This window comes from Variovorax sp. efr-133-TYG-130, assembly GCF_030208835.1.
Lineage (GTDB): Bacteria > Pseudomonadota > Gammaproteobacteria > Burkholderiales > Burkholderiaceae_C > Variovorax.
Genome location: NZ_JARVTD010000010.1, coordinates 413302 through 434041 on the forward strand (window position 1 = coordinate 413302; position 20740 = coordinate 434041).

At 70.8% G+C, this 20740-nt stretch carries 15 protein-coding genes; 11 read left to right on the forward strand and 4 right to left on the reverse strand.

The window, feature by feature from the left end; genetic code table 11:
- Positions 1-15: 15 nt before the first annotated feature.
- The 5 genes from QRN67_RS13365 (at position 16) to QRN67_RS13385 (ending at position 10843) form a co-directional block, all read left to right on the forward strand.
- On the forward strand, positions 16-234 hold the full coding sequence (locus QRN67_RS13365) for a hypothetical protein (RefSeq protein WP_081270055.1): 219 nt from the start codon (positions 16-18) through the stop codon (positions 232-234).
- A complete protein-coding gene (locus QRN67_RS13370) occupies positions 231-8411 on the forward strand; it encodes a glycoside hydrolase family 94 protein (RefSeq protein WP_285412146.1) in 8181 nt (2726 codons plus the stop codon). The genes QRN67_RS13365 and QRN67_RS13370 overlap by 4 nt, the downstream gene beginning before the upstream one ends.
- 62 nt (positions 8412-8473) lie before the next feature.
- Positions 8474-8875, forward strand: a complete 402-nt coding sequence (locus tag QRN67_RS13375) for a GFA family protein (protein ID WP_285412147.1) — start codon at positions 8474-8476, stop codon at positions 8873-8875.
- Positions 8872-9417, forward strand: a complete 546-nt coding sequence (locus QRN67_RS13380; protein WP_285412148.1) for a hypothetical protein — start codon at positions 8872-8874, stop codon at positions 9415-9417. Before QRN67_RS13375 ends, QRN67_RS13380 begins: the two co-directional genes overlap by 4 nt.
- Positions 9418-9586: 169 nt before the next feature.
- A complete protein-coding gene (locus tag QRN67_RS13385) occupies positions 9587-10843 on the forward strand; it encodes an MFS transporter (RefSeq protein ID WP_285412149.1) in 1257 nt (418 codons plus the stop codon).
- A gap of 10 nt (positions 10844-10853) precedes the next feature.
- On the opposite strand, the gene QRN67_RS13390 is transcribed toward QRN67_RS13385, so the two are convergent.
- On the reverse strand, positions 10854-11777 hold the full coding sequence (locus tag QRN67_RS13390; RefSeq protein WP_285412150.1) for a LysR family transcriptional regulator: 924 nt from the start codon (positions 11775-11777) through the stop codon (positions 10854-10856).
- 49 nt (positions 11778-11826) lie between these two features.
- Here QRN67_RS13390 and QRN67_RS13395 point away from each other — a divergent pair, with 49 nt between their 5' ends.
- Positions 11827-12351: a GNAT family N-acetyltransferase gene (locus QRN67_RS13395; protein ID WP_285412151.1), complete on the forward strand. Its 525-nt coding sequence runs from the start codon at positions 11827-11829 to the stop codon at positions 12349-12351.
- Between the two features lie 212 nt (positions 12352-12563).
- On the opposite strand, the gene QRN67_RS13400 is transcribed toward QRN67_RS13395, so the two are convergent.
- From QRN67_RS13400 to QRN67_RS13410, 3 genes are read right to left on the reverse strand one after another with little or no spacing between them, the layout of a single operon-like run.
- Positions 12564-13835 (reverse strand): AI-2E family transporter, encoded by a 1272-nt coding sequence (locus tag QRN67_RS13400; RefSeq protein WP_285412152.1) that lies wholly within the window; start codon positions 13833-13835, stop codon positions 12564-12566.
- The gene (locus QRN67_RS13405; protein WP_081265843.1) at positions 13832-14587 is read right to left on the reverse strand and encodes a LytR/AlgR family response regulator transcription factor; all 756 of its coding nucleotides are present in this window, start codon (positions 14585-14587) and stop codon (positions 13832-13834) included. Before QRN67_RS13405 ends, QRN67_RS13400 begins: the two co-directional genes overlap by 4 nt.
- Positions 14584-15591, reverse strand: a complete 1008-nt coding sequence (locus QRN67_RS13410) for a sensor histidine kinase (protein WP_253819708.1) — start codon at positions 15589-15591, stop codon at positions 14584-14586. Before QRN67_RS13410 ends, QRN67_RS13405 begins: the two co-directional genes overlap by 4 nt.
- Between QRN67_RS13410 and QRN67_RS13415 the strand changes: the two genes are divergently transcribed.
- The 5 genes from QRN67_RS13415 (at position 15536) to QRN67_RS13435 (ending at position 20734) form a co-directional block, all read left to right on the forward strand.
- Positions 15536-15691 carry a hypothetical protein gene (locus tag QRN67_RS13415; protein ID WP_234383002.1) on the forward strand — a complete coding sequence of 52 codons (156 nt, stop codon included), beginning with the start codon at positions 15536-15538 and terminating at the stop codon, positions 15689-15691. The genes QRN67_RS13410 and QRN67_RS13415 overlap by 56 nt on opposite strands.
- Before the next feature lie 31 nt (positions 15692-15722).
- Complete coding sequence (argH, locus tag QRN67_RS13420) at positions 15723-17120, forward strand: argininosuccinate lyase (protein ID WP_285412153.1); 1398 nt, start codon at positions 15723-15725, stop codon at positions 17118-17120.
- Between the two features lie 19 nt (positions 17121-17139).
- Entirely contained in the window at positions 17140-18609 is a 1470-nt protein-coding gene (locus QRN67_RS13425) for a rhomboid family intramembrane serine protease (RefSeq protein WP_285412154.1), read from the forward strand.
- Positions 18610-18638: 29 nt separating this feature from the next.
- Entirely contained in the window at positions 18639-19298 is a 660-nt protein-coding gene (locus QRN67_RS13430) for a hypothetical protein (protein WP_081265840.1), read from the forward strand.
- A gap of 233 nt (positions 19299-19531) precedes the next feature.
- Complete coding sequence (locus QRN67_RS13435; protein WP_285412155.1) at positions 19532-20734, forward strand: efflux RND transporter periplasmic adaptor subunit; 1203 nt, start codon at positions 19532-19534, stop codon at positions 20732-20734.
- Positions 20735-20740: the final 6 nt, after the last annotated feature.

Here is a 20740-nt window from a genome sequence, read left to right on the forward strand (position 1 = left end):
AAGGAGCCCGTTGCCATGCCCGTCCCGCAGTCCCTTACCCATTCGCAGATCGATTTCGTCGGCAGCGATTTCGAAGCGCTGGCTTCCCACATGCGCCACTGCGCGCGTGCCCACGGGCGATGGTTCTCGGTGCGCAGCCACATGCAGCGCGTGCGCGCGCTGGCTGCCGGCCGGATCGTGACGATGGCCTGCGTGGCAGTCGTCCTGGGCGTCGGCCTGCTTTCCCTCACTTGAGCGCCGCAGCCGTTGTCGACCGCCTCGAGGGGCTCAGTCACTACGCCCGTACCCTCCTGCTGGGCCCGCACGACCCGGTAGCGCCTCCGATCCGCGCCGAACTCTTCGGCGCACAACGCTTCGAACAGCACGGCCACAGCCTGGCCCGCGCCCAGGTGGTGGAAGACGACCACCGCAGCACCCACCAGGCCGCGGCTTTTTTTCCGCGCGTGGACGAGAACCTCGCCTCGCTGCGCAGCGCCTTCGACTACATCGCGCTGACATCGTTCAGCGGACGCTACGTGTCGCCGGCCGCCGAATGGCTGCTCGACAACTTCCACCTGGTCGAGGCGCAGCTGCAGCAGATCCATGACGGCGTGCCGCGCAGCTACTACGCGCGGCTGCCCAAGCTGGCCTCGCCGCCGCTCGCGGGCTTGCCGCGTGTGTACGGCATTGCCTGGGCCTACGTGGCCCACACCGACAGCGTGCTCAACAAGACGCTGTTCACCGCCTTCCTCAATGCCTACCAGGACGTCGACGAACTGACGCTCGGCGAGCTCTGGGCGCTGCCCACCACCCTGCGCGTGGTGCTGCTGGAGAACCTGCGGCGCATGGCCGAGAGCATCGCCGAGAACAAGGTTGCGCGCGAAGTCGCGCATGCCGCCTGGGACGGCGCGGCCAAGCTCTCCGAGCAGGACCTCGACGTGCTCTACCGCGCGCTGCAGAGCCACGGCCTGCAGGACAACTACCTCACGCAACTGTGGCAGCGCCTGCCGGTGGAGCGCACCGACGACACGCCCGCGCTGGTGCGCTGGACCGAACAGCACTGCCCCAACGGCCCGGCGCTGATCGGCGAGGCGCAGAACGCGCAGGCAGCCGCCAACCTGACGGTCGGCAACATCATCACCACGCTGCGCATGATCGGCCAGGTCGAGTGGAGCGACCTGATCGAGCCGGTGAGCCGTTCGCTGCGCGTGCTGCGCGAGCTGCCGAGCTTCGCGAACGAGAGCGAGATCACGCGCCAGCAGATCACGCATGCGATGGAGCAGGTGGCGCGCGGCACCCAGCGGCCCGAGCGCGAAGTGGCGCAGGCCGTGGTGCGGCTGGCCGCCGCCGCGCCGGCCGAGGACGCCGGGGCCGAGACCGGCCGGGCCGACGGCACCGCGGGCTACTACCTTTTCGGCCAGGGCCGCCCCTCGCTGATCGCCGCGCTGCAGGCAGGCAGCCCGGCTGGCAGCGCCGCGCCGCGCGCGGAGCGACTGGGCCGGCCGCGGGGCCGCCGCGGCTGGCGCCTGCCCGTCTACGTGGGCTCGGTGGCCCTCGGCACCGCCTTGCTGCTGGCCTGGGTGGTGCACGGCCTGCCGCATCGCGAAGACTGGACCACCGTCCTGGCGCTGGTGCTGCTGGCGTGGCCGCTGTCCGAGGCGCTGATCGCGCTGGCCCAGCGCATCATGGCGGAATCGGTGCGCGTGCAGGCGCTGCCGCGCCTCGACTTCGCCGCCGGCATTCCTGAACGGCACCGCGCCCTCGTCGTCATTCCCACGCTGCTGAGCTCGACCGCCGGCAACGCGCAGCTGGTTCACCGGCTCGAACTGCACTGGCTCTCCAACCGCGAAGCCCATGCGCAGTTCGCGCTGCTGACCGACTGGGCCGACGCCGCCCAGGCCCTGCTGCCCACCGACACGCCGCTGCTCGAAGACGCACTGCAACGCATCGCCGCGCTTAACGCCAAGTACCCGCCGGCCGAAGGCGCCGCACCGCGCTTCCTGCTGCTGCATCGCCCGCGCACCTGGAGCGACACCGAGCAGCGATGGATGGGCTGGGAGCGCAAGCGCGGCAAGCTCGAAATGCTGGTTCGCCTGCTCGCGGCCGGCGACGCCAGCGGCTTCCTGCCGCTCGCGCCGGGCCAGCAGCTCGCCGCCGGCCGCACGCCCTACGTGCTCACGCTCGACAGCGACACCGGCCTGCCGCCCGGCGCGCTGCGCGACCTGGTGTCGATCGCGGCCCATCCGCTCAACGCGCCCGAGGTCGATGCGAGAAGCCGGCGCGTGGTCGCGGGCTTCGGCATCCTGCAGCCGCGCATCGTCACGCCGTTCCCGATGCGCAACGAGCGCTCGCCGTACCACTGGATGTTCGCGGGCCAGTGCGGCCTCGACCCCTACGGCAGCGGCGCGTCGGACATCTACCAGGACGTGTTCGGCAGCGGCTCCTTCACCGGCAAGGGCCTGCTCAACGTGCGCGCCCTGCACGCCACGCTCGACCATCGCCTGCCCGACGGCGCGGTGCTCAGCCACGACCTGCTCGAAGGCACGGTGGCGCGCTGCGCGATGGTGAGCGACGTGGTTCTCGTGGAGGACCATCCGCACCATGCCGGCGTCGCGGCGTCGCGCGTTCACCGCTGGGTGCGCGGCGACTGGCAGCTGCTGCCGCTGATGTGGCGCGCCCACCGCTTCGGCATCGACGCGCTGGGCCTGTGGAAGATGAGCGACAACCTGCGCCGCTCGCTGGTGGTGCCGGCTTCTTTCGCGCTGCTCGCGCTGGTGATCTTCACGCAGGCCGTGCCGCTGGGCTGGGCGCTGGCGGCAGTGGCTTCGGCGCTCATGCTCGGCCCGCTGCTCGGCGCGCTGGCCGGGCTGGTGCCCACGCGGCGCGCCATCGAGCTGCGCCACTTCTTCGACGTGGGCGCGGTCGAGCTGCTGCGCTCCATGGCGGGCGCTGCATGGCAGTTCGTGCAACTGGGTGCGCAGACGCGGCTGCTGCTCGACGCCTGGTTCCGCGCGACGTGGCGGCTGGTCGTGAGCCGGCGGCACCTGCTCGAATGGACCACGGCCGCGCAGGCACAGGCGCAGGCCAGCCAGCAACTGGCGCCGTTCCTGCGCAAGGAGGCTGTGAGCAGCGTGCTGTGCCTCGTGCTCGCGGTGGCCGCGCATTGGAGTGCCTACCCGGTGGTCGGCCCCCTGCTGTTCCTGCTTTGGGCGCTTGCGCCCGTGGCGGCCTGGTGGAGCAGCCGCGTCGAAGCGAAGGCGGCCGACCCGCTCAGCGCCGGGCAGCGCACCTACCTCGACAAGCTCGCGCACGACACCTGGCGCTTCTTCGAGCACGTGGTGGGCCCGGAGGACAACCACCTGCCGCCCGACAACCTGCAGCTGGAACCGCAGCCCACCATCGCGCACCGCACGTCGCCAACCAACATCGGCATGTACCTGCTCGCCGCCTGCTGCGCGCGCGAGTTCCGCTGGATCGACACCGCCGCGCTGCTGGCGCGCCTCTCGGCCACGCTGGACACCGTCGATCGCCTGCAGAAGCACGAGGGCCACCTCTTCAACTGGTACGACACGCAGACGCTCGCGCCGCTGCCGCCCCGGTATGTGTCGAGCGTGGACAGCGGCAACTTCGCCGGCCACCTGGTCACGGTGGCGCAGGCCTGCCGCGCGTTCGCGGCCGAAGGGGGCCATTCGCAGGAAGCGGCCGCGCTCGAGGCGCTGGCCCTTCGCTGCGACCTGCTGCACGACGGCATGGACTTCAGCGGCCTCTATGACGCCAAGCGTCACCTGTTCCACATCGGCCTGCGCGTGGAAGAGAACGCGCTCGACGCCAGCTACTACGACCTGCTGGCCTCGGAGTCGCGCCTGCTGAGCTTCCTGGCGATCGCCAAGGGCGACGTGCCGCGCCGCCACTGGATGGCGCTGGGCCGGCCCTTCCTGCTGGTGGGCTTCCAGCCCAGCCTGAAGTCGTGGTCGGGCTCGATGTTCGAGTACGTGATGCCCGCGCTCGTGATGACCGAGCCCGAAGACGGCCTGCTGCAGGTGGCCAACGTCGCCGCCATCGCAGAGCAGCAGGCCTTCGGCCGCGCGCAGAACCTGCCGTGGGGCGTCTCGGAGTCGGCGTACTTCGGGCAGGACCATTCGCTGGCCTACCAGTACTCGCCCTTCGGCGTGCCGCGCCTGGCGCTGCGGCGCACGCCGCCGGCCGACCGTGTCGTGGCGCCCTACGCCAGCGCGATGGCGGCGCCGTTCGCGCCCGAGGCGGCGGTGGTCAACCTGGAGTTGCTCGAATCGCTCGGCGCGCGCGGCGAGTTCGGTTTCCACGACGCAGTCGACTTCACCGTCTCGCGCCAGACCGAAGGCCAGGACTTCACCGTGGTGCGCAACTTCATGGCGCACCACCAGGGCATGTCGCTGGTGGCGCTGTGCAACCTGCTGTGCGCCGACGCGCCGCGCCGCTGGTTCGGCAGCGCCGCGCTGGTGCAGGCGCACGAGTCGCTGCTGCACGAACGCACGCCGCGCCAGATCATCGGCAGCGCCGACCCGCGAACCCCGCCCGAGCCCGGCCAGGCCGAGCTGGCGCCGCTGTTCCAGCCCCGCGTGGTCGACCCGATGGCGCCCGGCTTCCAGCCCACGCACCTGCTGTCGAACGGCCGCTACACCGTGTCCCTGCGGGCCAACGGCGCCGGCGTGAGCCGCTGGCATGCGTTCAACGTCACGCGCTGGCGCGACGACCCGCTGCGCGACAGCTACGGCACCTTCTTCTACCTGCGCGACGAGGGCCGGCAGACGCTGACCTCCCTCACCGCCCTGCCCGCCCCCGGCGACGGCTGGCGCTACCGCACCCGCTTCCTGGCCGACCAGGTGCAGTTCGACGCCACCGGCCCGGGCCTGCAGGTGCGCACCACCGTGCTCATCAGCCCGGAGGACGACACCGAGCTGCGCAACATCACGCTGCACAACGCGGGCGACGAGACACGCACGCTCGAGCTGCTGTCGTACTTCGAGCCGGTGCTGTCGAACCCCAAGGCCGACGAGGCGCATCCGGCGTTCGCCAACCTGTTCGTCGAGTCGCGCTGGGAGCCGGCATGGCGCGCGCTGCTGATGTCGCGCAAGCCGCGCCTGCACGGCGACGCGGTGGCCGCGGCCGCGCACTTCCTGGCCTCGGTGGACGCCAATGTGCTGTCCGTCGACTGCATGACCGACCGGCGCGCCTTCATCGGGCGCAACCGCTCGCTGGCCGATCCGGCGCTCGATGCGCAGCCGCTCGCGCACAACGGCCGGCCGGTGAACGGCCTGGACCCCATCGCCTGCCTGCGCGTGCGCCTGTCGCTCGCGCCGGGTGCCACCGCGCGGCTGAGCTTCGCCACCGCCGCCGCGCAGAGCATCGAGGCGCTGATGCCCGGCATCGACCGCTACATGCAGCCGATGCACGTGGAGCGCGCCACCCGCATGGCCGCCACGCTGGCGCAGGTGCGGCTGCGCGACCTGAGCATCGCGCCCGCGCAGAACGTGGCGCTGCAGGACCTGACGACCATCCTCACCTACACCACGCCGCGCGTCATGAGCGACCGCGGGCTGATCGACCTGCGGCAGATCTGGCGCTTCGGCATTTCGGGCGACAAGCCCATCGTGCTGGTGCACATCCACTCGATGATCGGCATGGGGCTGATCAACACGCTGCTGCGCGCGCAGCCGTGGTGGGGCTTCGGCGGCGTGGCCTGCGACCTGGTGGTGCTCAACGGCGAACCCAACTCCTACCTGATGCCGCTGCAGCGCGAGATAGAGACGCTGCGCTCGCGCGTGGCGCAGCAGACGCAGAACAGCTTTCCGCGCAACGACACGGCCGGCTTCTACCTGCTGCGCGACCAGGACGTGGTGCCCTCCGAGAAGGCCGCGCTCTCCAGCCTGGCGCGGGTGGTGTTCACGGCCGAGGGGCGCTCGCTCGAGATGCAGGTGGCGGCGCTGCACGAGGCCCGAAACGAGGCCCGCAACGACACGGCCCCCGCCGCCGACGATGCCGCCGCCCCGCGCGGCGTGCCGCTGCTGTCGCACACCGCCGCCGTACCTTCGGCCGGCGCGCCCACCGGCGAGTTCGACGCCGCCACGGGCGAGTTCCACTTCGAGGTCGGCCCGGACCGCCGCACGCCGCGGCCGTGGATCAACGTCATCGCCAACGCGAACTTCGGCTTCCAGGTGTCCGAGTGGGGCACCGGCTTCACCTGGGCCGGCAACAGCCGCATGCACCAGGTCACGCCGTGGTCGAACGACCCGGTGCAGGACCCGGCCTTCGAACACTACCTGCTGCAGGACGTGGCGACCCGCGAGATGCTGCCGCTCACGCCCGCAGGCAGCGGCGACGGCGAGTCGCGCCACCGCGTGCGGCACGGCCAGGGCTACACCGTGTTCGAGTGCCGCCAGGGCCCGCTCATGCTGGAAACCACCTTCTTCGCGGACCGCGACGAGGCCGTGAAGATCGTTCATGTGCGCGTGCGCAACGAGGGCGGCGGCCAGCGCCGGCTGCGCGCGCTCTCGATGGTCGAGTGGCAGATGGGCGCGGCACGCGGCGAGCGCCGCACCGTGCATTGCTGGAAGCCCGAGGACCAGCCGGCCGTGTTCGGCGAACAGCGCGAGTCGAGCGCGGGCTTCGGCGGCAGCGCGGCCTTCTTGCTGCTCGCGGGCCTGCCCGGTGCAACGCAGTGGACTTGCGACCGCAACGAGTTCTTCGCCGGGCGCGGCATCGTCGAAGTGCCCGACGCACTGGGCCAGCGCGCGGGCAGCGGGCTCGACGCATGCGCGGCCATCGGCGGCGAATTCGTCGTGGCGGCGGGGGAGACGGCGAGCTTCAGCTTCGTGCTGGGCCACGCCGACAACGCCGAAGCCGCGCTCGCTCTCGCACGCCGCTGGCGCCAGCGCGACGTGCCCGAGGCACTGGCGCAGGTGCGCGCCTTCTGGGACGAACTGCTCGGCCGGCTGCAGGTGCGCACGCCCGATCCGCTGTTCGACGCGCTCGTCAACCGCTGGCTCGTGTACCAGACGCTGGCCTGCCGGCTCTGGTCGAAGGCCGGCTTCTACCAGGCCGGCGGCGCCTTCGGCTTTCGCGACCAGCTGCAGGACGCGATGGCCTTCGCGCTCACCGATGCGTCGCGGCTGCGCGAGCAGATCCTGCTGAACGCGGCGCGGCAGTTCCCCGAAGGCGACGTGCAGCACTGGTGGCACATGCCCGGCGGTGCCGGGGTGCGCACGCATTTCTCCGACGACCTGCTGTGGCTGCCCTATGCGTCGGCGCACTACGTCGAGGTGACGGGCGACGCCTCGCTGCTCGACGAGACGGCCGGCTTCATCGAAGGCCCCGCCATCCCGGACGGCGCCGAAGACGCCTACTACGCCCCGCAGCGCAGCGGCGAGACGGCCAGCATCTACGAGCACGGCGCGCGCGCCATCGACCGCAGCCTGAAGACCGGCATGCACGGCCTGCCGCTGATGGGCACCGGCGACTGGAACGACGGCATGAACCGCGTCGGCAACGAAGGCCGCGGCGAATCGGTGTGGCTCGCGTGGTTCCTGTGCAGCGTGGTGGCGCAGTTCGCGCCCCTCGCGCAGGCACGCGGCGACCACGAACGCGCCGCGCGCTGGACGGCCGCGCGCAGCGGCTGGATCGCCGCGCTGCACGACGCCGGCTGGGACGGCGCCTGGTTCCGCCGCGCCTTCTTCGACAACGGCGCGCCGCTGGGCTCGTCGGCCAACGACGAGTGCCGCATCGACCTGATCGCGCAGGCGTGGTCGGTGCTCTCGGGTGCTTCGGACGATGCGCACACCGGACCGGCGATGACTTCGTTGAAGAAGCTGCTGCACGACGAGCCGGCCGGCCTGCTGCGGCTGCTGACACCGCCCTTCGCCAATTCGCCCAACAACCCCGGCTACATCCAGGCCTACCCGCCGGGCGTGCGCGAGAACGGCGGACAGTACTCGCATGGCGCCGTGTGGGCGCTGATGGCGCAGGCCCGACAGGGCGACCACGAGGCGGCATGGCAGAGCTTCGAGGGCCTGAGCCCCGCCCACCGCGCGCGGCATCCCGTGCGCGGGCCGGCCTACGAACTGGAGCCCTACGTGATGGCGGGCGACATCTACGGTTCCGCGCCTTACCTCGGCCGGGGCGGATGGAGCTGGTACACCGGCTCGGCCGCATGGCTGCACCGCGCGGCGGTCGAGTCGCTGCTGGGCCTGAGCGTGAAGGGCCGGCTGCTTTCGCTGGCGCCGCACGTCCCGGCGCACTGGCCGGGCTTCGAGATCGCGTTGCGGCTAGGCGCGCGCACGCTTACGCTGCAATGGGGCGATGTGCCGGGCGCCGCAGCGCCGACGCAGCACCTGGCGGCCGGCGAATGGATCGACTGGCACGCGCTGCCGGCGGGTGCGGTGCTGCGGGTGGCGTGACGGTTCCCGCGCTGGCCTAGACTCGCAGCCCACCCCACACTGCGACCGATAAAGGAAAAGCCATGAAGGGCTCCTGCCTCTGCGGCACCGTCCGGTACGAGGCCGCGCGCTTCGCCGGCCCCATCGTCCACTGCCATTGCCAGACCTGCCGCAAGGCACACAGCGCGGCCTTCACCACCACCGCGCGCGCCGACCGCAGCGACTTCCGCTGGACTGCGGGCGAAGAAGCGATCGGCTCCTTCGAATCGACGCCCGGCAAGCTGCGCCACTTCTGCACCCGCTGCGGCACACAGCTGATTGCCGAGTGGGTGGCGCAGCCGCAGGTGATATTGCGCGTGGGCTCGCTCGACGAAGACCCGGGCGAGCGGCCGTCGATGCACATCTGGACCTCGCACGAGCAACCATGGCTGGATCACGGCACCGACATTCCCTCCTACCCGGAAGCGGCGCCGCCCAAGCCATGAGCACCACCAGGATCCAGTTCCGGCGCAAGCTGATCGTCGCCATCCTGCTGTGCGTGGCCGTGGGCGGCGCGGTGGTGCGGCACTACGCAACGCCCGGCAGCACCACGCGCGACATCGCCACGCTGCTGATGGTGCTGTGGGTGCCGATCATCGGCAACGTCATCGCGTGGCTCATCGGCAAGCGGCCGCGCCGCGCGCCCAAGCCGGTGACCGATGCGCCGCCGAGCTTCGACACGCCGGGCACCTTCACGCCGCATGCGCTGGTCGAGCTCACCTTCCGCAAGCCGGCCATCCCGTCGCAGGACGTGCCGGTGGCGCCGGGCGAATACCGCTGCGCGCTGGTGCTCGACAAGGAAGGCTTCTCGGCACGCTGGGTGGTGCCGCCCGGCGACGCACTGGAGCGCGGGCTGCCTGCATCGCTGGCCATCGAATTCCTGTCCCCGGCCCTGGCACGGCCGCGCTTTCCCGAGGGCACGGCCTTCCGCGTGCTGATCGGCGATTCGTTCATTGCCGACGGGCGCGTGCTGCGCGCAGAGGCCTGAGGCCTGCAACCGGGTGGCGATAGCCACCAGGACCCCCGATTGTTCGCCGCAGGGAAACTGACTACTGCCGGCCGGCCCCTTTGTCGGGAAGGCGACGCCTCGCACACTCCAATGCCCTCTTACCAGCATTGGCGCGTGCGCCGCCGGTGCGTCTCCAGGACAGCATTCCATGATGAATTCACCCAGCAGCAACCCGTGCATCGACGACGTCTGCGCAGTGCCGGCGGCCCCGGCAGCGCCAGCGGTGGCGGCCACCCGCTCCGCATGGCTCGCGGTCGGCTCCATCGCGGTCGGCACTTTCGCGATGGTCTCGACGGAGTTCATGCCCATCGGCCTTCTGACCGACATCGCGCGCGGCCTCAACGTCTCCGACGGCACGGCCGGCCTGATGGTCACGATGCCCGGCGTGCTGGCCGCCTTCGCCGGGCCGGCGCTGATCGTCGCCTCGGGCAAGCTCGACCGGCGCACCGTGCTGATCGCGCTCACCACGCTGCTCATCGCGTCGAACCTGCTGGCCGCTTTCGCGCCCAACTTCGCCACCATGCTGGTCGCGCGCCTGCTGCTCGGCCTGTGCGTGGGCGGCTTCTGGACCTTTGCGCCGGCCGCCGCCACGCAACTGGTGCCGCATGCGGCGCAGGCCCGGGCCATGTCCTACGTGCTGGCCGGCGTGTCGGCCGCCACCGTGCTCGGCGTGCCGGCGGGGTCGTTCCTCGGCACGCTGTTCGGCTGGCGCGCCTCTTTCGCGGTGACGGGCGCGCTCGCCACCGTGGTGCTGCTGGTGCAGCTGTGGCTGCTGCCCGCGATTCCGCCGCTGCGCGCCATCGGCGCGCGCGACCTGCTCACGCCGCTCACGCGCCGCATGGCACAGGTCGGGCTGCTCGCGGTGCTGTTCTTCATCGCCGGCCACTTCGCGGCCTACACCTACCTGAAGCCGCTGCTGCAGCAGGTGTTCGGCCTCGCGCCCAACTCGGTGTCGACGCTGCTGCTGGTCTACGGCGCGGTGGGCTTCATCGGCACCTTCCTGGGCGGCAGCCTGGTGGCACGCAGCGTGCGCGCCACCACCCTGCTGGCGGCGCTGATGCTCGCGACGGCGCTGCTGCTGTCGACGGTGATCGGCACCGGCTTCGTGCCGGGCGCGGTGGTGGTCGTGATCTGGGGCGTGGCCTTCGGCCTGATCCCGGTGGCGCTCACCGGCTGGATGATGGAAGCCGTGCCCGACGCACCCGAAGCCGGCCAGGCGCTGCTGGTGAGCGGCTTCCAGGTGGCCATCGCCTCCGGCGCGCTGATCGGCGGCGTGACGGTCGACAACCACGGCATCTCCAGCGCGATGGTGCTCAGCGGCGCCCTGGTGCTGGTCGCGGCGCTGATCGTCGGCACGCTGGGCCGTGCGCGCGGCGGCGCGCCGCTGGCCGCGATTCCGGAATAACTTCTTGCGCCTAGCGGCGGCCGGGCTTGCCGGCCGCCACGATGGCATCGAGCACCACGCGCAAGGCCTTGCTCACGGGCTTGTCCCGCCGCAGCACGACGGCCAGCGTGCGGTGCATGCGGGGGTTCAGCCGGCTGGTCTTCAGCTCAGGGTGGGCGCCGCGCCCCGTCATCGACATGCCCGGCACGATGGCATAGCCCAGCCCCGCCGCCACCATTTCCTTCATCGCCTCGACGCTGCCCAGCTCCATCACGGGTTGCGGCTGCAGGCCTTCGGCGGCGAACCAGCGGTCGACCAGCTTGCGCGTGTTGGCCGCGGGCTCGAACAGCACGAGGGGCAGCGCCCCCAGGTCGGCCGGAGCCACGCGCGCCTTCAGCGGCGCGACATCCGCGCGGCCGATGGCGACGAACTCGTCCTCCAGCACCGGCATGGCGGCCAGCGCACGGCCCGCGGCGGGCAGCGTGACCAGCGCGAGGTCGAGGCTGTTTTCCTCCACCTTGCGCGCCTGGTCTTCGGTGTTGCCCGTGCTCACCACCACGCTGAGCGCCGGGAACTGCTCGCGCAACGTGCGCAGCACCGCCGGCAGGAAATGCAGGCAGGCCGTCGCGCCCGTGCCCAGCCGCACGCGGCCCGTGACGCCGCTCGCATGGTCCGCCAGTGCATCGACGGCGTTTTCCACCGCGGTTGCGATGTGCTGCGCATGGCGCAGCAGCTCCATGCCCGCCGGCGTGGCCTTGGCGCGCTTGCCGACACGCTCGATCAGGCGCACCGACAGCCGGCGCTCAAGCTGGCGCACCTGCAGGCTCACGGCCGGCTGCGAGATGCCAAGCCGGTCGGCGGCGGCAGAGAAGCTGCCCGTTTCGATGACCAGCACGAAGGAGCGGAGCTGGTCGAGGTTGAGCGTCTTGTCCAAAGTATTCCTTATGCGCCGCATAGCTTACCCAAGCTTCACTTATCGATGATCGGTCGTCAAGATCGAGGCCATGTCATCGCCATCCATCGCATCCACCGCCGTCACGGTCATCGACGCCGAACCCCATCACATGGCCGCCGTGCAGGCCATCTACAGCCACTACGTGCTGCACGACCTGTGCTCCTTCGAGGAAGAAGTGCCCACCGTCGAGCAGATGCAGGCGCGCCGCGCCGACGTGGCCGCGCGCGGCCTGCCCTACCTCGTCGCGCTGAGAGACGGCGAGGTCGTCGGCTACGCCTACGCCACCGCCTACCGCGCGCGCTCGGCCTACCGGCACACGGTGGAAGACTCGGTGTACGTGGCCCAGGGCATGCACGGCCACGGCATCGGCACCGCCCTGCTGCGCGCCGTGATCGAGCGCTGCACCGCCGGCAGCTTCACGCAGATGGTCGCGTGCGTGGGCAACAGCGCCAACTTGGGCTCGCAGCGGCTGCACGGCAGCCTGGGTTTCGAGCAAGTGGGCGTGCTGCGCGAGGTGGGCTTCAAGTTCGGCCAGTGGGTGGACACCGTGCTGATGCAGCGCGCACTGAGCTGAGCCTGGCGCATGGCCAAAGAGACCGCCGCGCCCGCGCGCGGGTGATGATGGCCGCGATGCTCGCGAGCCTTTGCATGTACTCTGCGCCCTCGCCGATTCGTCGGTCTACTCGACTGCGCTGGCCGACGTGGTGGCGCCGCACCGGCTGGGCGTCGCGCGCCGCCCTCGCCCACCTCGCGGGAACGGTGCGCCGGGCGCAGGGCCGCCCCGGCCTATTCCCCCAGCAGCTCCCCGATCGGCTGCAAATCCTCCACCCGGTCGCAGATCGCCTTGATCACCATGGTGATCGGTATGCCCAGCAACAGGCCCCAGATGCCCCAGAGCCAGCCCCAGAAGATGACGCCCACGAAGACCGCCACCGGGTTCATGCGGCTGGTGCGGCTGGTGAGCCAGGGCATCAGCAGGTTGCCGATGATCGTGTGGATGCCCAGCGAAACGCCGGCCACCACGATGCCCATCTGCAGGCTGTTGAACTGCAGGAAGGCCACCAGCCCCGCCGCCACCAGCACGATCACCGAGCCGATGTACGGAATGAGGTTGGTCACGCCCGCGATGATTCCCCAGACAGCCGCGTTCTCCACCCCGATGACCCAGAACGCCAGGCCGGTGGCCACGCCCACCACCACGCTCACGAGGATCTGCACCAGCAGGTAGCGCTCGATGTTGCGGGTGATGTCGTCCAGCACATGGACGGTGACCTTCTTCTTCTGCAGGCTGGAGCCGGTGATCTTGATGAGCTTGCGGCGGAAGGTGTCGCCCGAACACAGCGCGAAGTAGGTGAGGAAGGCCACCAGCGTGAGCTGCCCCATCGCGCTCAGCAGGCCGACGGTGCCGCTGAGCAGGTAGTCGCGCACGTTGAAGCCGGGCCGCTCGATGATGACGCGCGCCACGCCCCGGCGCGAGGCGACCTTGGCCGAGTTTTCCTCGGCGGCCTTCTCGAGCTGCGCGGCGGCGGCCTGCACGCTCTCCAGCGGCGTGGCGCTGGCGTTCTTGTCGCGGCGCATGGCCTGGCCCAGCTTCTGCGCGGCGACCGGCAGCGAATCGAGCAGCTGCGAAGCGCTGCCCGACAGCGAATAGCCGGTCCAGCCGAGCCCGCCGAACAAGCCCATGAGGATCAGCGCCGCGCCGATCCAGCGCGGCAGCTTCCAGCGATGCAGCAGGTCGACCAGCGGCGACAGCGCGTAGGTCAGCAGCAGGCTCAGCATCAGCGGAATGAACACGGCCTGCCCCCACTGCAGCGCGAACACGCTGGCCAGCACCGCGAGCACCACCAGCGAGGCGCTGCGCACGTCGACGGGCATGTGCAGCATCAGGCGCTCGCGCTCGCGCTCACGCTTTCGCGCGGGCGAGGAGGCCGGCGCTTCGGGGGACGGCGCGGCTTCCGGCGCGGGCACCGCAGCCGCGGCCAGCGCCGGCTCGGCGGCCGGAGGCTCCGGCGCGGGCTTCGGGGTTTCGCCCGCGGATGCGTCGCGCTCGCCGGTCATCGCGCTTCCTTGATCACTTCGCGCACGGCCGCCAGCTGGCGCCGCGACACCGCGACGGGCTCGGGAACGGCATCGAGCCTCAGCGCCCAGCCCTCGGCGTCTTCGCCGTCGTCGTATTTCTCGAGCGCGCGAATGGCCGCGCGCGCCACCAGCGCATTGCGGTGAACGCGCAGGAAGCGGTGCGGATAGCGCTCCTCGAACTCGTTGAGCGAGCCGTCCAGGATGTGGCTGCGCGTGGCGGTGCGCACGGTGAGGTACTTGTATTCGGACTTGAGGTAGAGCACTTCGGACAGCGGCACGCGCTCGGCGCGGCCCCGGTCCTGGATCAGCACGGTTTCCGGTGCGGCTTCGGCCTGCAGCGCGCGGCGCTCCTTCAGGAAGCGCTCGGCCTTCTGCAGCGCCTGCTGCAGGCGCTCGGCGCGCACGGGCTTGGTGAGGTAGTCGACCGCGTCGAGGTCGAAGGCCGTCACTGCGTGGGCCGCATGCGCCGTCACGAAAACCACCGCCGGCGCGTCGGCCCGGCTGCGCAGCGCGCGCGCCACCTCGATGCCGTCGATGCCGGGCATGTGCACGTCGAGCAGCACCAGGTCGAGCGCCATCGTCGCCAGCTGCTGCTGCGCTTCGGCGCCCTGCGCGGCTTCGGCCACCACCTCGGCGCCGGGCGAGCTGCAGTCGCGCAGCAAGGTGCGCAGGCGCGAACGGGCCAGGGCTTCGTCGTCGACGATGAGTGTCTTCAGTGTGCTCGTGTTCATGATTCAGCAGTCTCTGCGGGAATGGCGATGCGCACCCGGTAGTTTTTCTGGTCCATGCCTGCGCTGAACTGCATCTGCATGTCGTGCAGCAGGCGCAGGCGGTCTCTCACATTGGCCAGGGCAATGCCGTGGCCGCGCGGCAGCGGCTCGTCGGCCCAGCGCAGCGGCGGCAGGCTGTTGACCACCTCGATCACCACCATGGAGCCGCGCCGCTCGGTGCGGATGCGCAGCCTGGCGCCCTCGGGGCTGGGTTCCACGCCGTGCTTGATGGCGTTCTCGACCAGCGGCTGCAGCAGCAGCGGCGGCAGCCGCGCCTTGCTGGCAGCGGCGTCCAGGTCCCAGCGGATGCGCAGCCGGTCGCCGAAGCGCACCTGCTCGATGGCCAGGTAGCGCTCGGCCAGCGCGATCTCGTCGGCCAGCGTGCACGATTCGCGCGGGTCGGCCAGCGCCTGGCGGAACAGCTCGGCCAGGTCTTCCAGCATGGTCTCGGCCTTGGCAGGCTCCTCGCGCACCAGCGCGATGGCGCTGTTGAGGGTGTTGAACAGAAAGTGCGGGCGGATGCGCGACTGCAGCTCCTCGAGCCGGGCCGTGGTGGCGGCGGGCGTCTGCCCCTGCGCGCGCAGCACCATCGCGGCCATCACCAGCCCCGCGAACAGCGCGCCGGTGAGCGCGCTGGCCAGCCAGGGCGCGTTCGACAGCACCCCGGTGAGCCGCAGCAGCCCGCAGCCATAGAGCGCCGCGACGGCACCGAGCGCCCCGCCCGCCGCGTACTGCCAGTGGCGCGGCAGCCGGCGCAGCGGCTTCTTCAGCCCGCAGGCCGCCACCAGCCACAGCAGCGTCGCAGGCAAGGCGCCCCCGGTAACGGTGGCCGCCTGCACCAGCCACTCGGCCGGCGAGGAAACCACGAACAGCGTGGCGATGGCCACCACCGCCTCCACGAACACCACCGTGCGCAGCACCACGCCGATGCGGCAGGCGTCGAACAGCGAAGGCACCCCGCGCAAGGCATTGCGCGCCCTCTCCGGCGATGGCGGGGACGTGGTGGAAGAGCTGGCCGATAAAATCGCCGGGTTGCGCATCGCGGACATCAGTTACATCGGGTGACCAACCCATTATTGCCTCCTGGACGGCTCCCATGACCCAAAACCAACTCGACAAGAAATCCGAAGCCTGGTCGGCACTGTTCTCAGAACCGATGAGCGACCTCGTCAAGCGCTACACCTCCAGCGTCTTCTTCGACAAGCGCCTGTGGCAGGCCGATATCCAGGGCTCCCTGGCCCATGCCGGCATGCTGGCCGCGCAGGGGATCGTCGGCGTGCAGGACCACGCCGCGATCGAACGCGGGATGGCGCAGATTCGCGCCGAAATCGAATCCGGCGCCTTCGAATGGAAGCTCGACCTCGAAGACGTGCACCTGAACATCGAGGCCCGCCTGACCCAGCTGGTGGGCGACGCCGGCAAGCGCCTGCACACCGGCCGCAGCCGCAACGACCAGGTCGCCACCGACGTGCGCCTGTGGCTGCGCGGCGAGATCGACCTCATCGGCGACCTGCTGGTCGACCTGCAGAAGGCGCTGGTGGACATCGCCGAGAAGAACGTCGACGTGATCCTGCCGGGCTTCACCCACCTTCAGGTGGCGCAGCCGGTGAGCTTCGGCCACCACATGCTGGCCTACGTGGAAATGTTCAGCCGCGACGCCGAGCGCATGGGCGAAGTGCGCAGGCGCGTGAACCGCCTGCCGCTGGGCGCCGCCGCTCTCGCCGGCACCAGCTACCCGCTCGACCGCGAACTGGTCGCCAGGACGCTGGGCATGGACGGCGTGTGCCAGAACAGCCTGGACGCCGTGAGCGACCGCGACTTCGCCATCGAATTCACCGCCGCGGCCAGCCTGTGCATGGTGCACGTGAGCCGCATGAGCGAGGAACTCATCCTGTGGATGAGCCAGAACTTCGGCTTCATCCAGATCGCCGACCGCTTCACCACGGGCTCGTCGATCATGCCGCAGAAGAAGAACCCCGACGTTCCCGAGCTGGCGCGCGGCAAGACCGGCCGCGTGGTCGGCCACCTGATGGCGCTCATCACGCTCATGAAGGGGCAGCCGCTGGCCTACAACAAGGACAACCAGGAAGACAAGGAGCCGCTGTTCGACACCGTCGACACGCTCAAGGACACCCTGCGCATCTTTGCCGAGATGATCGGCGGCATCACCGTGAAGCCCGAGGCCATGGAAGCCGCCACGCTGCGCGGCTACGCCACCGCCACCGACCTGGCCGACTACCTGGTGAAGAAGGGCCTGCCCTTCCGCGACGCGCACGAGACCGTGGCCCATGCCGTGAAGGCCGCCACCTCGCACAAGGTCGACCTGGCCGAGCTGCCGCTGGCCGTGCTGCAGCAGTTCAACCCGAGCATCGAGAAGGACGTGTACGACGTGCTGAGCCTGCGCGGCTCGCTGAACGCGCGCAACATCCTGGGCGGCACCGCCCCGGCGCAGGTGAAGGCGCAAGTGGCGCGCCACCGCGCACGCCTGGGCTGAGCGCGCTGCAGGCAGCACCGTGTTCTACGCCATCCCGCTCGAGAACAGACCGAGCTGGCGCAACCCACCGTGGATGACGGTGCTGCTGATCCTCCTGAACATGATCGTGTTCTGGGGGCCGCAGCGCAGCGAGGAAAACGCGCGGGAGCGCGCCGCCGACTACTACGTCAAGAGCGTACTGCCCGCGCTGGAGCTGCCGCCCTTCGTCGAATGGCTGGAAAAGACGGACCCGAAGCGCGGCAAGCTCGCCCGGCGCATGCTGCCGCATGAAGAGGCCTATGCACAGCTGCTGGAAGGCCTGCAGAACGACAGGAAGTTCCTGGCGAAACTGCGAGCCGACGAGATCGTCAAGCCCGCGAACCCGCGGTACGACGAATGGAAGCGCGACCGCCAGCAGTACGAGGCGATGCTGCCCGCGCCCTTCACCGCGCGCTGGTCGCAGGACTACAGCAAGGATGCCGAGTTCAAGCCCTGGACCTGGATCACCGCCGCCTTCCTCCACGGCAGCACCGGCCACCTGCTGGGCAACATGCTGTTCCTCTTCCTGTTCGGCTTCTCGGTCGAACTGGCACTGGGCCGCGGTACCTACCTGACGTTCTATCTGCTGGGCGCCGTCGGCGCATCGCTGCTGGCCGGCTGGGCCTATGCCGGCAAGGAGGGCTACGGGCTCGGCGCCTCGGGCGCCATCTCCGCGCTGATGGGCATGTACGCGGTGATGTACCGCCTGAGGCGCATCCGCTTCTTCTACCAGCTGTTCTTCTATTTCAACTACGTCACCGCACCGGCCCTGCTGCTGCTGCCGGCATGGATCGCCAACGAGCTGATGCAGCACTGGCTGGGCGGCCAGGGCATCGCGTACATGGCCCACCTGGGCGGCCTGCTGACAGGCGCCGCGCTGATGGCCGGCGCGCTGCTGCTGCGCCGCGTGAAGCCCCCCGAAGCGGCCTCCGCCCCCGAGCCCGACCGCTTCGACGAGCACGTGGCCGCCGCGCAGAAATACGGCGCCGCGATGAAGTTCGACCGCGCCTGCGCCGAGTGGCGCGCCGCCGCCGCCCTGCGCCCCGGCGACGCCGGCACGCTGCGCGCCTGGTTCAACACGGCGCGGCTGCAGCCCGCGAGCGACGACTTCCACCATGCCGCGCGCCGCATCTTCCGCCTGCCCGCCACCGACCCGGCCACGCTCGCGCTGCAGCACGCCAGCTACAAGACCTACCTCGACCAGTCCAGGCCGGGCGCGCGCCTGAAGCCCGACGACATGGCGCGGCTCGCGCGCCGCTTCGCGCGCATTCGCGAGTTCGCAGACGCCGACAAGCTCTGCCGCATCCTGCTGAAAACGGCGCCCGACCACGCCGAGCTGCCCGACACGCTCTCGGCCTGCGCCAACGGCCTGCTGCACGCGGGCGAACGCGACCGTGCCGTGAGCCTGCTGCCCGACCTGCTGCGCCTGGCGCCCAACGACATGGTGACGCGCGCCCTGCAGCGCGCCTGAACACGACAGACGAAAAGGGAAAACCGACGATGCCCCAACCGACCCATCACAAGGCCTGGCAGCGCCACTGGCACGACGTATTCGACGCCGCGCTGGGCCCCGATGACAAAGAACCGCCCGAGAACGTCGACGAAGATCTCCGGCTGCAATTCGAGTTCGCCAGCCTCGACGCCGAGGCGCGCCGCCGGGCCTTCTCGGTCTTTCCGCGCCACGAGGAAATGCTCGCGCGGCTGCAGCAATACCAGTCGACGCCGGCGCGCGCCATCGGCCCCGACGAGGCCGTGCAACTGCTGCGCGACGGCCTGGCGCTGGTCGAGCCCATGGGCCTCGATGTGCCCGACGCGAACGGCCCCATCGAAGTGCTCGACACCAGCGCGACGACGCTGCTCAAGGCCTTCTCGGAGGCCGACAGCCCCTTCATCGAACTGCACGACGCGCTCGGCGAGATGGCCCTTCGCGAGACGGGCGAAGCCGGGCAGGACGCCTACCACTTCCTGGTCGAGCCGCTCTATCGGCTGGAGACTTCGTACCCGATCCTGCACTGGGTGCTCTGGCCGCTGTGCGCGCCACCCGGCGCGCCGGACGCCACCGAGGCCGACTACCGGCTGTGGCGCGGCGGCTGGTCGGCGGGCTGGGGCCGGGACCGGGTCTTCGTGTTCGACCGCCGCAAGGAATTCGGCCTCGCCTGACAGCGGCGGCGCGCGCCGCATCGGCAACAGCCGCGACAAGCCCCTCGGCGCCGAAAGGCCTTGTGTGTCCTCGCCTGCCCGCCGGTGGCACCGCACTTGCATCGCCGCTCTGTAAAGCTCGCTTGCGGCCGCGCGTTGCATTGAACTCGCAAGCGCGTGCCCGCTCCATTTGGGACCTCCGTCACTTCCCCTGCGCCATGCACGCCTGCAAAAACTCCCGTTTCCCGTTGCTCATGACCATCGCCGCGGTCTGCGCGCTCGCAGCGATCGCCGGCTGTTCACGCACCGACAAGGGCACGAGCGCCACCGCGAAGGCCACCGCCGCACCGGAAAAGGAAGTCGGCACCGTCACCCTCAAGCACGAGACGCTGGCGCAGAGCACCGAGCTGCCCGGCCGCACCGCCGCGCCGGTCATCGCCGAGATCCGGCCGCAGGTCGGCGGCATCCTCAAGGAGCGGCTCTTCACCGAAGGCTCGCAGGTCAAGGCCGGCCAGGTGCTCTACCAGCTCGACCCGGCACCGCTGCAGGCGGCATACGCCAGCGCGCAGGCCAGCGTGCGCAAGGCCGAGTCGGCACTGGCCACCGCGCGCACCGTGGCGCGCCGCAATGCCGAGCTGGTGAAGATCGACGCCATCAGCCGGCAGGTGTTCGACGAATCCCAGGCCACCGAGCAACAGGCCGAGGCCGACCTCGGCGTGGCCCGCGCCGCCGAGCAGACCGCGCGCATCCAGCTCGGCTACACGCGCATCACCTCGCCGATCACCGGCTGGGCCGAGCTGTCGACGGTCACGCCCGGCGCGCTGGTCACGGCCAACCAGACGGCGGTGCTGACCACGGTGCAGCAGCTCGACCCGATGCATGTGCACGTCACGCAATCGAGCAGCGAGCTGCTGCGGCTCAAGCGCGAACTCGCCAGCGGCCGCCTGCAGCGCGCGAGCGACGCCGAGGCCCGCATCCAGCTGGTGCTGGAAGACCGCAGCAAGTACCCGCATGCCGGCCGCCTCACCTTCAGCGGCGTCACGGTCGATGCCGGCACCGGCAGCGTCACCCTGCGCGCGGTGGTGCCCAACCCCGACAAGCTGCTGATGCCCGGCATGTACGTGCGCGCCGTGCTGCAGGAGGGCACCGACGCCACCGCGCTGCTGGTGCCACAGCAGGCGGTGACGCGCGCGCCCGACGGCAGCGCGTCGGCACTGGTGGTCGATGCGGAGAACAAGGTCGCCAGGCGCTCCATCCAGGTCGGCCGCGCGGTCGGCACGCGCTGGCAGGTGCTCGAAGGCCTGGCCGCGGGCGACCGCGTGATGACCGAGGGCTCGCAGCGGGTGAAGGTGGGCGACAAGGTGAAGGTGGTCGAGCTCGGCGCCAAGGCCGACGCGGCATCCGACCCCGTGGCCAGCGCGCAGGCCGACGCGGCATCCGACCCCGTGGCGCGCTGAGGTCCG